Origin of the sequence: Nostoc flagelliforme FACHB-838 (assembly GCF_014698065.1) — a bacterium.
GTDB lineage: Bacteria > Cyanobacteriota > Cyanobacteriia > Cyanobacteriales > Nostocaceae > Nostoc > Nostoc flagelliforme_B.
The window spans coordinates 1-14401 of the sequence record NZ_JACJSI010000154.1 but is presented as its reverse complement, the minus strand read 5'-3'; the positions used below and the strand labels follow the sequence as shown (position 1 = coordinate 14401).

The window sequence follows — 14401 nt, the reverse complement described above, 5'->3', positions numbered from 1 at the left end:
AGTTGGCTGCTAGAACTATGGTACAGCGACGCAAGATTAGTTATGCCACCCAAACAGAACTTGGTACCAAAGCATGGGATATTTTCATGTCCCTGGTTGCCACTACTCGTAAGTTAGGTATTAGCTTTTTTGAGTATATGCATGACCGGATTTTGCAACTCGGTGATATTCCCTGTTTGGGTAACATTATTCGAGAGAAGTCTTCTTCTAACCCATTTGGTTGGTCGTGGCTACCTGAATAAATCTCTACCCCGAAATTTTGAGCCGATACGGTGCAATGATAGCGATATTTTTCACCAACTCATCGGAGAGAGAAAATCGCTGTTTTAAGTAATTAGGATCGTTGTAACTCACCCACACCTTGCCGTCAGTCGCTTCCCATGCCAGTACTTTCAGGGGTAAATCCAGGGCGATCGTTGGTTCTGCCACCATGAGGGAAGTTCCGGCTTTCGGATTGCCAAACAGCAACAACTGTGTAGGACACAGGCTTAGTTCGACTTTTTCGGCTTCAGCCTGTTGGTCGATGCGGGCAAAAATGGTGATGCCTTTTACTTCAAGGACGGCTTCTAATCGATCAATGGTTACAGGGACTGAATATTGACTGAGCTGGCTAATGATGCCGTTGTTTGCATTCATAGCAGTGGACTTCTTGTAGGATAAAAACTGGGTGATATGGTCGTTGGGCTTTTCAAAGATTGAGGTCTGACAATCCTGGATGATCGTCAGGACGACGACCTAATATCCAGTGGTATTTGCGTTCGCTCTTTGAAATTGGCAGGTCGTTGATGCTGGCAATACGCCATCGCATGAATCCATGTTCGTCAAACTCCCAATTCTCATTGCCGTAAGAGCGAAACCAGTTGCCGGAATCATCATGCCATTCGTAAGCAAATCGGACAGCAATGCGGTTGTCTTGAAAAGCCCAAAGCTCTTTGATCAGACGGTAGTCCAATTCTTTAAGCCATTTACGTGTCAAGAATTGTGCGATCACCTCACGACCAGATAAAAATTCTGAGCGGTTGCGCCAAATGCTATCCGATGTGTAAGCGAGTGATACTAGTTCAGGGTTACGTGTGTTCCAAGCATCCTCTGCAATTCGGACTTTTTGGATGGCGGATTCATTATCAAAAGGCGGCAGGGGTAGTCGAGGATTTTTGGGGTTATTCATAGTATGGTAGTGTAAAACGGCGATCGGCTGCTTCTTTACTAAAGGCGTAATTGACAACTACGGCTGCACCTTCGGCTGCCAGATGTTTGGCAATTGAAGCACCAATTCCTTTAGATGCCCCCGTTACAACTGCGATTTTTTCGTCTAATGGTCTATCGCAAAAGTTTTGAGAGCTTAGTGGTGTTCAGATCCCCGACTTCTTCAAGAAGTCGGGGATCTAGTAGCCCCGCAAAATTAATGCGATAAACCAATAGTTTTTTCATGATGATTTCTTAGGATCGGGCAGCGTGAACTCTACAGTTTCGCTAGTGATTACTTTGTGCGTGGGGTCAGCTAGTTCGATCAGCACTTTATGTACGCCAGGTTCTAGCCCGACCAGGATGATCGTTTCCCCACTGGAATCTACAAAGTGCCACGGCGCGTTATCAACGGTAATGTGGATATGACCGATGCGCGGCGATACTTCGAGGGCACCTTTGCCGAACACCGGCAACACGCGCAAATTCTCCGTCCGGTACTGGATGAAGACGCGTCCCTGTGCTAACGGTTCGAGAAGCGGTGGATCGACAATCAGCTTGGGTGGTGCTTCGTTTTCAATCGCAATCAACGGTGATGATCCGATAATGTCCATAGCGCTCGGTGTATGGCTGTTCATAACAGGTAATTACTTGAGAGTAGTTTGTATTACGATCAAATGGCACTAAAATAAGCCGAAAGTCTTGTTTCACCTCGTTCCCAGCCTGTAGCCTGGGGAACGTATTTCGAGAGGCTCTGCCTCTCATCAACCCTTTGGAGGCGGAGGTTCTCAGAATTAGTTCCTAGCCTGAAGGCTAGGAACCAGTCACGGCAAGGGCTGTGTCTTAACTTAATGCCATTCCGCTTTACCCTTTTCCCCTACGCTAACTCGGTAAGCAGCAAAGCGATGGAAGAGCGTCTTTTCCTTTCCCCAGAAACATCGATCGCTATTGCAGATGTTTCTTCAATTGGGCAGCAGCTTGAACAAACAGAGAGCGGACTTGTGGCAGTTCGGCTAAACCATTGAGCAGTCCAAAATCATGAATCATACCGTTGTACTGCACCGTTGTCACCTCTACCCCAGCTTCATCGAGCTTGCGTCCGTAGGCTGTGCCTTCGTCATGCAAAATATCGCTCTCTGCAACCACAATTAATGCTGGAGGCAAGCCTTTGAGTTGTTCAACCGTCGCTTGTAAGGGAGATGCGTAGATGTCTTTGCGCTTTTCTGGGTCAGGGATGTACAAGTCATACATCCACTTCATCGTAGGTACAGTTAGGTACCGTTTGTCGCCGAATTGATGATAAGAATTCGTTTCAAAATCCGCATCTACAATGGGCCACATCATGATGTGTAGCTTGATGTGTGGCCCTCCGTTTTCTTTCGCCTTCAAAGCAGTGACTGCTGTCATATTTCCGCCGACACTGTTGCCGACCACTGCCAGATTCTTGCCATCCACCCCAATCTCCTCACCATGCTCAGCAACCCATTTGGTCGCAGCATAAATCTCATTGATTGCCTGTGGGTACTGAGCATCTGGCGTGCGCGTGTAGTTGACAAAGACCCCTGCAAACCCTGAAAGCACAACCAGATCGCAAACCATGCGCTTGTGTGTTGGATAATCACCCAACACCCAACCACCACCATGAATAAAGATGAAAACAGGCAATGTGCCTTTAACGCCTTCCGGTCGCACGATATTGAGCGTAATCGAATAACCGTCAGCGATAATTTTCTTCTCAGACTCTTCAATGCCTGAAAGGTCTACTGGAACAGAAGCCTGTGCATCCACGAGTACTTGACGTGCTTCGATTGCAGTGAGTGTCTCCAGTGGTACACCTCCTGAATTCAGCATTTTCAAAAATTCCTTCACCCCACTGGAAAGGCGTGGATCGTGTGCAACTTCCAAAATTTTTGCTGCTGACGAGTTTATTTGAGCAACCATGACATTTTCCTTTGATAAGTAGTAAACAATCTGTTGAAATGACACTGTTAAGTAAATTGATTTAACAGTGATATTTGATTCAGCAGTGATTGTGGAATGGCAATCACTTTCTACTGACATTCGTTTCCCAGCCGGAATTATTTGTTACTGGTGAAAAGGTTGTTGACCTAGCGGGTCGCTGCCTCGATCGGTTGTTTCCACACCGCAGCAGCATAGAGCGAGTTCTCAAAATCGGGGGCGATATCGCCTGTGATCCGTGCCTCATGATGCGCCCAGTCTTCAAAGAACAAGTCGTGACTGATGCATGATACTATTGCAGGTATGTCGCGGCGAATGCTAAATATGTCACCAATTGGCAAGCCAAAGCTGACAAAACCAGCAGGATTAAATACATGAATGTCTTTTAGGTAAGGGGCAGTGCCAGGTACTTTTTCTAGGTATTCGCGGGCGTTACCGAAGTAAGGGTGCGTTCCCAAATAGTCGTCGCGCAGGTTTTCTGGTGGCTCGTAGCGATCGCGCCAGAGGGCAATGTACTGAGAAAAGTCGGCTAGTTCGGGACGCTTTGTTGGATCAACGAAGTAACCAGTGCCAGCGATCGCAAAATCAAACTCGAAAACCTCATCATTCACCTGGGTGACAATGCGATCGCCCATTTCCCGTGCCGATTTCACCTGTGCAGATAGGTGTATGTGAAAGTTCGGGAAGGCGATCGCTCGCTCAATCGCGTTCCGTGATGGCGTGGAGCCTGCTTGACGAAAGCGCCAAGCTTGGAACCATCGGGCTGCATCGGGTAGTTGGGGATAGTTGCAGTAAGCACCAGGGTATTCCCGTATCCGAAGTAGTGGTAGAGATGCGATCGCCGATCGCCGTGAAAACAGGTGTACTGCCTTCGCTCCCGATTCCAGCGCCACTCCTGCTGCATCGAAAGCTGAAGCCGCCGCACCCAGCACTGCCACAGTCTTACCGCGCAGTGCTTCAAAATCGATGGCATCGGCGGTATGTGCGTACAGCGTGTGTGGTAAGTCAGCCAGTACTGGAGGTATGTATGGACCACCAGTGCCAGCCACACCATTGGCAAAAATAATTTTGCGCGTAGTCTCTACCTGCGGGACATCGTTTACCTCAAGGTGTAGGCGGAAGAAACCTGTGGCTGGCTCAATCCGCACCAACCTTGTCCGGTAACGAACCTGGATACCGAGGAAGTGCCGATACCAACTGAGATACTCAGCCCATGTCACTCGCTCAATGCGATCAATCGCCGCGTAAGCTTCCGCACCGTGCCGCGCTTCATACCAGGCTTGAAAGGATAATTCTGGGATGCCTAGTTCCGGGCCAGGTACATTTTTCGGCGTGCGGAGCTTTTCCATCCGCGCTCGCGTCAGCCACACACCTGCATGAGCCTCATCATCGGCTGCATCGATCGCCGTCACGCGACCGATCCCAGCACGCCGTAGCGCAAATGCAAAGGTACTACCACTGCCACTACCACCTACTATAGTAACATTGTGATCGATGCCAGGGCGATCGGGCACCCAGTTTTCGGGATCGGGGCCGAGCAGACGTAGTGCTTCGCGGGCAGTAAAATCAAAATTGCTCGTTGTCATGTTGATCTCCTCATATCTCGTTGCGATGGATAGAAGAATCGGAATAGCAGACAATTAAGCTGTTAAGCTAACGCGCCTACATATTGCACTATTTTCCATTTAGACCGTGGTTAGTCATTAGTCATTAGTGTTTATTAAGGACAAAGGACAATTGACAAAGAACAACCTCACCAGTTAATGTGCAATCTTATTTGCGTAACAGCTTAGTAGGTTTTTGTTCGTGGGTTTGGATTCGCTAGAGCGTGTTATGAACAACTGCTAGAAGCTAGAAAAGGATTCGTGTTGCTACCACATCGTTGGGTAGTAGAGCGCAGTTTTGCATGGACGGCTCAGTTTCGCCGTTTAGTTAGACAGAGATGGGTTGCAGTCGTGATGTGAGAAATTGATCGATATAGTTTGCGATCACATCCCCATCCTCTTCCAGGGCAAAATGTCCGGTATCAAGTAGATGGAACTCAACGTCTTTCAAGTCACGCTGGTAGGGATAAGCACCGTCAGCAGGAAAGATGTAGTCATTCTTACCCCAAACAATCAGGGTTGGTGGCTGATATTTGCGAAAATACTCCTGCCATTGCGGATATAATGGTGGATTAGTACCATAGCTATACAGCAGTGCTAGTTGAATCTCACCGTTGCCAGGGCGATCGAGGAAATGTTGATCGATAGTCCAGGTATCGGAGCTGATCGCTTCTAGATTGCGAACACCGTTGGTATATTGCCACTTCGTCGCTTCCAGGGTGACAAGATGTTTGAGCTTTTCAGCATTCTCAGGCGATCGCTCTTGCCAGTATGCTTTAATTGGTTCCCAAAATTCGCGCAGACCTTCTTCGTAAGCATTGCCATTTTGAACAATCAGAGATTGCACGCGCTCTGGATATTTAGCGGCAATCCGATAGCCTATCGGTGCGCCATAATCCATCACATAAAGGCTATACTTTTTTAGAGCGATCGCAGCAATGAATTTTTCCACAATCTGTGCCAAGCGATCAAAGGTGTAATCAAATTCATTTACAGTTGGCATCGAACTGTTGCCGTAGCCAGGGTAGTCAGGTGCAACGAGATGAAATCAGCAAGTGCTGGTATGAGATTGCGGAACATGTGAGACGACGTTGGGAAGCCGTGCAATAGCAAAATCGTCGGATTATTACGAGAACCAGCTTCACGGTAGAAGATATTTAAACCATCGATCAAAACTGTGCGATATGTCGTCATGGGATTACATTAACAAAGATAAACTTCATCTTTAACTCCTTTTGGACTTCAAATCTGTGCCATACCGCCATCGACAAACAACTCAATGCCGTTCACAAAGCTACTGTCATCTGAAGCAAGAAAGACAACGGCTTTGGCAATCTCATCGGGCGTGCCTACTCTTCCAAGTGGGATGGTGCTGGCTTGACTGTCCATGAATTCCTGCACCTGCTCATCGCTCAGTCCCAAAAGATTGTAACCAGGAGTAGGAACCACGCCAGGACTAATGGCGTTAACCCGGATTTTGCGCTCTTTGAGGTCGAGTATCCAATTTCGGGCAAAGGAGCGCACGGCAGCTTTAGTCGCGCTGTAAACGCTGAAGGCTGGGGTGCCTTTTATAGAAGTAGTCGAGGCGTTCAGAATGATGGAAGCGCCCTCTGGCAACAGAGGCAGCGCCTTCTGCACGGTAAACAGCAGACCTTTAACGTTAGTGTTGAACGTTTTGTCAAAGTGTTCTTCAGTAATCGATCCGAGTGGGACGAGTTCTCCACCGCCAGCATTAGCGAAGATTACATCAAGATGTCCTTGTTCTTGTTTGATTGTGGCGAACAGGCGATCAAGGTCTGCCAGATTGGAGGCATCGCTCTGAACACCCGTGATGTTTTCACCGATCGCATTCACAGCAGCATCCAGTTCAGTTTGGCGACGACCTGTAATGAAGACATAGGCTCCTTCAGCAACAAAACGCTTTGCAGTGGCAAGACCGATGCCGCTAGTACCGCCTGTGACAAGAGCGATTTTTCCTTCTAGTTTTTTCATAATGTTAATCTGATGGGGATTCTGGATTTGTGTGAACCATTGAAGTGTTATCGGTTCTGTTGCATCACAACTTTGAGAACAGTAGATTTAACCCTTCATTCATTGTTGGAACCAGTTGGGGCAAGGGCTGTATCTTAACTTAGTACCATTTCTTACTGATCTGCTTGATGACCCGGCTTGAGACTTACAACGAGTTCAGTCACTTGACGTTGAGCCTCTGTGCTCAGTGAGTCAAAGTCATCTAAGAAAAATTGACGTTCTAGCGTTAACTTCCGGGTATTGAGTAACCCTTCGATCTGCCAACCTTCGTCGCCTTTCGTTACGACGTATAGCGGCAGCGAATCTCGTGACGGTGAAGTTTCGGTTTGCCCGGGCAGTATTACCCTGATAATTACAAGCATGAGCGCGAGTTGTGAGTTCACGAAGCGGACAAAATCCACCTCACCCTCCAGGCGTGTTCCTTTGACAACTGTGTCGAACGCTTGCTGATGAAATGCAGCGATTTCTTTTCGACCCTTAAGATGCGTGCCCTCGAACGTGATGAAATCGGCAGTTTCGCTGAACGGGGCAGCGAAGCCTTCGCCGCTACCTCGATTCCAAGCATCAATCATCTGGCGATGGAAAGCACGGATTGCCGACTCGTCAGCAGTAGTGGTGGTTTGAGCTGTTTGTAAATTCATAGTTTTGAGTTTTCCTTTCAAGTGATAGACCAGTTCTCAAGCGGCATAGCGGGTGTTATGAACTCTGAAAATCATTGGCTCTGTGAGCCAGTTCCAATCATTCCTCGAAAATCGCAACGAGGGCTGAATTTCATATCCATGTTGATGCAGTAAGGGTTTACTGCGATCAACTTTAGTGATACCTGTATTTTGAGTCGGCACGATCGGATCTCCTAGAGTCATAGTTAGGTCTGTTCTATTTGTATGTACCGAGAAACTGCTTCTCTTAGGATTAGGATTACTTCACAGCATTACTTGCTGCTTCAATCACTTTGGTAACTTCTTTTGGATGAGAGATAAAAGGAACATGACTAGAGTTAACTTCGGTTGTCTTAGCATTAATCCGTTTAGCCATAAATCGTTGAAGTTCAGGGTTGATGGCGCGATCGCTTTGAGTCACCAGAAAGCAGGAAGGAACTGTTTTCCAGGCGATTTCATTCACTGATTGCTCAAACGCTGCGCTGGCGATCGGCTTTTGGGTTGCTGCCATCACTCGCGCCTCAGCCTTTGATACGTCTTGGGCAAAAAATTCGTGAAACTTCCCGCGATCAACATAGAGGAAGTTTGCAGCATCAGACACAATTGCCGTACTAATCGGAGGTGCTGCGTACCTTTTATTCAAATCACTCGTCTTTTCACCAGCATCTGGTGCGAAAGCATTAACATAAACCAGAGCTTTCACTTGTGGATTGCCAGCCGCCGCACCCGTGATTACATTTCCACCATAGGAATGTCCAACTACTACAACAGAACCCTTCTGACTCTCAATTACCCGCTTCGTCGTTGCCACATCATCAGCAAGAGAAGTGAGCGGAATCTGCACAGCAGTCACCCTGTAGCCATCCTGCTCTAACAATGGAATAACGTGTTGCCATGATGTACCGTCAGCATAAGCCCCATGAACGAGAACGATCGCAGGTTTAGAGTTGGACGTTTGAGGTAATTCCTTGGAGGTGGCTGGTGTTGGGTGCATTGATATTCCAACGACAACACTTAATGCAAATAACCACAGCAACAATTTTTGAACTTTTTTCCATGTAAAAACTATCATTGCGATCGCCTCTGTATTCTTGCTAAATTGCTGAAATCTCTGATTCTTGTCGTCCGTATAGAAGTTATGAAATACTTGTTGGGATAAGCATCAAAAACCTTAATCATTTGCAGCAACAATGGCTGCCATTATCTGCTCAACAGTCCAGCGATCAAGATAGCGAATTCCATTAATAAACAAAGCGGGCGCAGCCTCCACTCCACTTCGCAGTCCACCTTCGATATCCGCATTGATACGATCAACATACGTTCCTTTGGATAAATCCTGCAAAAATTGAGAAATATCAAGTCCTAACCGATTGGCGTACTCTACTAGATAGCCATTCTTTAACTCTTTTTGATGAATGAACAATATCTCATGCATTTGCCAAAACTGCCCTTGAGCCGCTGCGGCTTCCGCAGCTTCCGCCGCCCGTTGAGCATATGTATGAATCTGTACCTGAGGAAAATGACGGAAGATAAAACCTAAATTGTTTTCTCCAAACGAAACCTTTAATTGCTGTTGAGCAACTTTAATCAATCGATATACGTTGGCACTTTGAAAACATTCATAATCTCCATACATGACGAAGACTACAGCAGCATTTAGTACACCTTGAATATGATCCTGGGTTGAAGGCAGAACGAATAAAGAACGATTATCACGGTTGGAAGTCATGTTTCGGGTTGTATTAAGCAAACTTAAGCCTTACAACCCAACTGCACTAACGCTGCTATGAATTCAATATAGACAATTGGCCTTCTCTTGTCGTCCACTCTGGGTTGACATTTTTATACAATCGAGTGATGGATGAACCTGTCCATCTCGCAGTCGAAGGTTGTCTCAAACTTTAGTTTGAGTCTAAAGCCAATTCTATTGGGGAAAAGGTCATAAGAGGCAGGGGAGCAGTTCTTGCTGGGAGCAAGGGGGAAAACTGAAACGGAAGCTCAGACTCCGCCCCAGTAAGAGCGCCCTAAAGAGGGCGGGGCAACTCTTGGAGACGCTCCGCGAACATACCCATGTTCAACCTGCAATTCCACGGCTCTTGAGAAGGAACATTCCCGCTGCCCCCTGCCCCTTTCCCTTTTCCCCCACTTACAAACTGACAATCCCACGCTTAACAGCAGTAATCACAGCTTGTGTGCGATCGCTCACGCCCAATTTGCTCAAAATCCGATTTATATGCGATTTGACGGTACTTTCACCAATAATCAAAGCAGTCCCAATTTCCTGATTACCCATTCCTTGTGCCATCAAACGCAGCACTTCCAACTCTCGTTCACTCAGTTCTGGATTGCTAATTCGCTGCAATAATTTTGCGCCTACTTCTGGCGGAATGTATTTCTGACCACTATGAATGGCGCGAATCGCATTCAAAAGCTCGCCAAGTTTAGAATCTTTAAGCAGATAGCCTTGAGCGCCCGCCTGTAAACCGCGATAGATATCTTCGTCGCCATCGTAGGTTGTGAGTACCGCGATCCGAGCCTGCTTAAATTCAGCACAAATCGCCATAATGGCTTCAACACCTCCCATTTTGGGCATTCGTAAATCCATTAGTGTGACATCAGGTTGGTATTCTCGAAACGCGTCGATCGCCTGCTGCCCATCTTCAGCTTGAGCGATCACTGTCATTTCTGGATCGCGGTTAATGATGGTTACTAGACCCTTTCTGACTATGGCATGGTCGTCAACAATCAGCACTCGAATCGTAGTGGATTGGCTCATTGTAATTCTCACTCTCGATTGATGGTGACAATAATTTCTGTTCCCTGTCCCGGTTGGCTTTGAATTGTTAGTTGTGCGCCAATGCGCTCTGCCCGCTCGCTCATTCCTAATAAGCCAAACCCACCGCTCAAAGGGGTGCTACCTACTCCAAAGCCCCTGCCATCGTCTTTAACCCGTAAGATACACTGTGTCTCGTTGTACACTAACTCAACCCGAATTTCGCCAGCACTTGCGTATTTAATCGCATTGGTTAATGCTTCCTGCCCAATTCTGAGTAAGTTATTCTCCACTTCGGTTGATAAGGAATAGGCTATACCCTGAGTTTCGCAAATCAGAGCCGTGTCGGTCGTTGCTCGCATTTGAGCCACTATACGATGCAGGGCACTCTCTAAATTACCTTCTTCTAGTAGCCTCGGACGGAGTGCTGATACGGATCGCCGTGCCCCTGCCAGCCCAGCGCGTGCTAGTTCCTCAATCATTTCCAGATGTACTTGGGTTGCTTCTGGGTCATCCGCCAGCACTTGTGCTGCTGCTCCAATTTGAAGCAAAATACCTGTGAAAGATTGAGCTAGTGTATCATGAATTTCTCGCGCCATCCGGTTACGCTCTTCTAAGATAGAAGTGTGTTCAGCTCGTTTACGATCGCTAATGTCTGTCATTAGACTGTAGAAACCTCTTACCTGAGCATTGTCATCGAAATCAGGAATAAAGGTGCCGCTGATGCACCGCTTATCATCAGGAAAAGGGATTTCTGCTTCTAGAGGGACAGTTTGCCCTGCAAACACCTGATTAATATACGGCTCAATCCGTTCATAAACCGCCTCACCGAGCAGTTGACGAACAGTGTTGCCCAAAATTTCATCACAGCTACGGTTGAACCAAACCTCATAGGTACGGTTGATAAATTGAAAGCAGCGATTGGCATCGACGTAGCTAATCAGAACGGGTAGAGCGTCGGCAATCAGTCGTAATTCCTGCTCCTGTAAGCGAAGCTCCTCGTAGACACCGCGTAGCTCTGCTTCGTTTGCCTGCAATGCTGTCGTTCGTTCTGCAACTTGTTGCTCTAGGGTGCAATTGTATTCTGCTAAAAGCTTCTCTGCTTGTTTACGTTCGGTGATGTCTTGAAAGGCTGCGATCGCATACAGAATGTTGCCAGACTCATCAAAAATTGGAGTTCCCCAACTTTCGATCGGAATGATGCGATTCCCCTGGTGAATTTCGATATCATCCACACTGGCTTGTTCGCCGTTTAGCGCTCGCTTAATCATCAGTTGTTCGGTTGGGTAGGGGCGATCGGTTCCTGCCACATAGAGTTGATAGACCTCGGCAATTTGCTCTGGGGTGACAGACGGCAGCACGCCCTTGCCCAAGAGTTGGATTGCCTTCTGATTCGCGTAATAAGGGCGACCTGTTGCGTCCATAACCACAATTCCTACCGGAACCGACTCTAAAATTTTCTGGAGGCGGGTTTCACTTTGGGCGAGGGTCTGGTTTAAAGACTGCATTTTGGCAAATGCGATTTGAAGCTGCTGTGCCATCTGGTTGAACGATCGAGCCAGTTCGCCCAAATCGCCCGATCGCTCAATTTCTACCGTCTGGTTCCATGCACCGTCTGCCAGCGCTTTTGCCGATTGACTGACGCTGACAATCGGTTTAACGATCCATCGGGCAATCAAAATGCAGATCGCAATGCCAAGCAGCAAAGCCGCAATACAAAGCAGAATCGTCGTGCGGATGCTTTGATTAATCTTTGCCATGAAATCGGATTCAGGCAACACCGTGACAATCAGCCAGTCTAGCCCACGAGTATCTTTGAATGGCATCACCTGAATCAACTGCCGCCTGCCATCGAACTTAAAATCAAGCTGTTCCGCAGTCTGGATCTGCCACAAATCGCTGAAATGCTCGCGCAAATAGGCAGCAGTAGCTCGCACGGTAGGGTTACGGCTCTCAACTGCGGACAATCGATTTGCTGCCGCCCCACGACTTATGATCGCCTCTCCGGTGGAGGTGGCAACCAGTTGCCCCGATCGCTCTAGAATAAAGGCGATGCCTGTCTTGCCAATTTGCAGGCTAGCCAAAAAACGACTCATCTCATTAGGCAGAAATACATCGGTGGCACAGACTCCCAACAGCGATCGATTAGCAGTGCTATAGACAGGCGTACTGGCGGTGATCGTTGGCAACTGGCTAGCAAAGTCGGCATAGATTCCACTCCAGCTTGGTTCGCCTGCCGTCACTGCTGCTTTATACCAGGGACGAACCCGCGCATCGAAGGCTTTGTTGCCTTGACTGATTAACTGATCTCGCTGACCATTGCGATCGAGGCTGTAGCCGTAGAGTTTACGATCTGTAGCAACATTACTCGACCGCAGTTCAATTGAGCGATCAGCAGGGCTACGTCGCACCCCTAGCAGAGAACCTTTGCGATCGCCACAGTAGATATCACTCACCATTGGATAAATCTGAATTTGCTGCCAGAGTGGAAACTCACCTTTGACTGCGCTAGGGTCAATTTTTCCCTGAGCGAAGGTACTGGCATTGAGCCGATTGATGTTATGGGGTATCTCAGTATAGGTTTGTAGTTTGCCTTCGATCCGGTTCGTCAGTTCGCGCCGCAGTTGACTGGCGAGATCGTTGATGGCTTCCTGTCTATTTTGGAAGGAAAAATACCCCACTAAGCCGACTGTCACCAAAGTTTGCAGCACAAACGGCACAATCAAAACCGTCTGCAATGGTACCGTTCTGGAAACTTGAGCTACAACTTGCTTGAGAAGACTGCTCATCAATCAGATTCCTCATTTACGGCAGTTCAATCATAATACCTGTAAATGCTTGGGCTAAAGTGTCGTGAATTTCCCGTGCCATGTGATTGCGCTCTTCTAGAATGGAGGCTTCTTCGGCTCGTTTGCGATCGCTGATATCCGTGATGAGACTGTAGAAGCCTCTCACTTGGGCATTGCGATCAAAATCGGGGATCAAGGTCGCGTTGATGCAGTGTCTACCAAGCGAAGAAGGGATTTCTGCTTCCAGGGTTACAGTTTGCCCTTTAAACACTTGATTAATAGACGGCTCAAACCGTTGATAAACCGTCTCACCTAAAAGTTCATGAACAGACTTGCCCAGAATCTCATTACGGTTACGGCTAAACCAAACCTCATGGGTATGGTTGATAAATTGATAGCATCGATTGGCATCCACATAGCTGATCAGAGCCGGTAGAGCGTCGGTGATCAGCCGTAATTCTTGTTCTCGACCGCGCAGTTCTGCTTCGCTTTGTTGTAACGCGGCTGTTCGTTGGGCTACCTGTTGTTCTAAGGTGCGGTTGTAATTCGCTAAAAGATTTTCTGCTTTTTTACGTTCCGTAATATCTTGAAAGGCTACAATCGCATAAGCTACCTTGCCCTGTTCATCAAAGACTGGCGTTCCCCATGCCTCAATGGGAATAATAGTCTCGCCTTGGTGAATCTCTAAATCATCCGTTCTTGTACATTCGCCTTTTAACGCTCGGACGATTGGCATGTCCTCAGGGGAACAGTTTTGATCCGTTCCAGCCAGGTAAACTTGATAAACCTCTGCAAGATGATCTGGTGTCGCAGCAGGATCGATGCCTTTGCCTAGTAGCTCAATGCCTCGTTGATTGACATAGTAAGGGCGACCAGTCGCATCCAAGACCCCAATTCCCACTTGAACCGCTTCTAAAATTTGATTTATCTGACTTTTCCCGTCGCGTAGTTTCGAGTAGAGTTTGGCATTTTCGATCGCAATCGCTGCCTGCATAGAAAGTAGGCTTAGAATTTGCGATTGCTCCGGTGTAAATGCCCCAGTTGCCAACTGATTTTCTAGATACAACACACCGATGAGCTTGCTTTGATTGAGCAGAGGTAAACAAAAGACTGATTGAGTCTGGTGGTGTTGAATATAGGGATCATTGATAAAATTACCTTCACGAGTCAATACTTCTCGGTTAAGAATTAAGCAGTATTGAGAATAAAAAAAGTGTGTGGTTGGCGTTTAAACCTCGTCTAGGTTGAGACCCGTAGTTTTTCCTCATCAGGTTTGAGATGAGTTGTCACCCACAAACGATCTGCTACTGTATTGGGAGAGGCATTAATTTGTTGTTGAAATACTGAAACCTGTTCAATTAGGTCAGACTGACGCTCATAGCAAGTATGATATGTAACATC

General features: G+C 47.4%; 15 protein-coding genes and 3 pseudogenes. 2 read left to right on the top strand and 16 right to left on the bottom strand.

The window, feature by feature from the left end; translation table 11 throughout:
- Nucleotides 1–242 (top strand): annotated as a pseudogene (locus tag H6G97_RS34190) (hypothetical protein); the annotation flags it as partial.
- 4 nt (nucleotides 243–246) lie between these two features.
- Here the strand turns inward: H6G97_RS34190 and H6G97_RS34185 are convergent.
- The 6 genes and pseudogenes from H6G97_RS34185 to H6G97_RS34160 all read right to left on the bottom strand — a co-directional run bounded on the left by H6G97_RS34185 (nucleotide 247) and on the right by H6G97_RS34160 (nucleotide 4730).
- The gene (locus tag H6G97_RS34185; RefSeq protein WP_190944851.1) at nucleotides 247–636 is read right to left on the bottom strand and encodes a DUF302 domain-containing protein; all 390 of its coding nucleotides are present in this window, start codon (nucleotides 634–636) and stop codon (nucleotides 247–249) included.
- 52 nt (nucleotides 637–688) lie between these two features.
- Nucleotides 689–1225, bottom strand: a complete 537-nt coding sequence (locus tag H6G97_RS34180; protein WP_242055596.1) for a nuclear transport factor 2 family protein — start codon at nucleotides 1223–1225, stop codon at nucleotides 689–691.
- Nucleotides 1191–1304: pseudogene (locus tag H6G97_RS34175) on the bottom strand (SDR family NAD(P)-dependent oxidoreductase); the annotation flags it as partial. The pseudogene H6G97_RS34175 and the gene H6G97_RS34180, both read right to left, overlap by 35 nt.
- Before the next feature lie 123 nt (nucleotides 1305–1427).
- The gene (locus H6G97_RS34170; RefSeq protein WP_190944850.1) at nucleotides 1428–1823 is read right to left on the bottom strand and encodes a DUF6130 family protein; all 396 of its coding nucleotides are present in this window, start codon (nucleotides 1821–1823) and stop codon (nucleotides 1428–1430) included.
- Nucleotides 1824–2130: 307 nt separating this feature from the next.
- Nucleotides 2131–3246 carry an alpha/beta hydrolase gene (locus H6G97_RS34165; RefSeq protein ID WP_199349845.1) on the bottom strand — a complete coding sequence of 372 codons (1116 nt, stop codon included), beginning with the start codon at nucleotides 3244–3246 and terminating at the stop codon, nucleotides 2131–2133.
- Between the two features lie 47 nt (nucleotides 3247–3293).
- On the bottom strand, nucleotides 3294–4730 hold the full coding sequence (locus H6G97_RS34160) for an FAD-dependent oxidoreductase (RefSeq protein WP_190944849.1): 1437 nt from the start codon (nucleotides 4728–4730) through the stop codon (nucleotides 3294–3296).
- Nucleotides 4731–4991: 261 nt separating this feature from the next.
- Here H6G97_RS34160 and H6G97_RS34155 point away from each other — a divergent pair.
- Nucleotides 4992–5081 (top strand): annotated as a pseudogene (locus tag H6G97_RS34155) (IS5/IS1182 family transposase); the annotation flags it as partial.
- Here H6G97_RS34155 and H6G97_RS34150 read toward each other — a convergent pair.
- From H6G97_RS34150 to H6G97_RS34110, 10 genes are all read right to left on the bottom strand, one after another.
- Nucleotides 5077–5751: an alpha/beta fold hydrolase gene (locus tag H6G97_RS34150; protein ID WP_242055595.1), complete on the bottom strand. Its 675-nt coding sequence runs from the start codon at nucleotides 5749–5751 to the stop codon at nucleotides 5077–5079. The pseudogene H6G97_RS34155 and the gene H6G97_RS34150 overlap by 5 nt on opposite strands.
- Nucleotides 5739–5942, bottom strand: coding sequence for an alpha/beta fold hydrolase (locus H6G97_RS53280; protein ID WP_242055593.1), 204 nt, complete (start codon nucleotides 5940–5942; stop codon nucleotides 5739–5741). The genes H6G97_RS34150 and H6G97_RS53280 overlap by 13 nt, the downstream gene beginning before the upstream one ends.
- 48 nt (nucleotides 5943–5990) lie before the next feature.
- Nucleotides 5991–6740 carry an SDR family oxidoreductase gene (locus H6G97_RS34145; RefSeq protein ID WP_190944848.1) on the bottom strand — a complete coding sequence of 250 codons (750 nt, stop codon included), beginning with the start codon at nucleotides 6738–6740 and terminating at the stop codon, nucleotides 5991–5993.
- 152 nt (nucleotides 6741–6892) lie between these two features.
- Nucleotides 6893–7420, bottom strand: coding sequence for an SgcJ/EcaC family oxidoreductase (locus H6G97_RS34140; RefSeq protein ID WP_190944847.1), 528 nt, complete (start codon nucleotides 7418–7420; stop codon nucleotides 6893–6895).
- Between the two features lie 36 nt (nucleotides 7421–7456).
- A complete protein-coding gene (locus H6G97_RS34135) occupies nucleotides 7457–7642 on the bottom strand; it encodes a hypothetical protein (protein WP_190735382.1) in 186 nt (61 codons plus the stop codon).
- Nucleotides 7643–7697: 55 nt separating this feature from the next.
- Nucleotides 7698–8510: an alpha/beta fold hydrolase gene (locus H6G97_RS34130; RefSeq protein ID WP_190944846.1), complete on the bottom strand. Its 813-nt coding sequence runs from the start codon at nucleotides 8508–8510 to the stop codon at nucleotides 7698–7700.
- Between the two features lie 99 nt (nucleotides 8511–8609).
- On the bottom strand, nucleotides 8610–9167 hold the full coding sequence (locus H6G97_RS34125) for a DsbA family protein (RefSeq protein WP_190944845.1): 558 nt from the start codon (nucleotides 9165–9167) through the stop codon (nucleotides 8610–8612).
- A 417-nt stretch (nucleotides 9168–9584) separates the two neighbouring features.
- Nucleotides 9585–10214 (bottom strand): response regulator, encoded by a 630-nt coding sequence (locus H6G97_RS34120; RefSeq protein ID WP_190944844.1) that lies wholly within the window; start codon nucleotides 10212–10214, stop codon nucleotides 9585–9587.
- An 8-nt stretch (nucleotides 10215–10222) separates the two neighbouring features.
- A complete protein-coding gene (locus tag H6G97_RS34115) occupies nucleotides 10223–13000 on the bottom strand; it encodes a PAS domain-containing protein (RefSeq protein ID WP_242055592.1) in 2778 nt (925 codons plus the stop codon).
- A gap of 16 nt (nucleotides 13001–13016) precedes the next feature.
- A complete protein-coding gene (locus tag H6G97_RS34110) occupies nucleotides 13017–14171 on the bottom strand; it encodes a PAS domain-containing protein (protein WP_199349843.1) in 1155 nt (384 codons plus the stop codon).
- Between the last annotated feature and the right edge of the window lie 230 nt (nucleotides 14172–14401).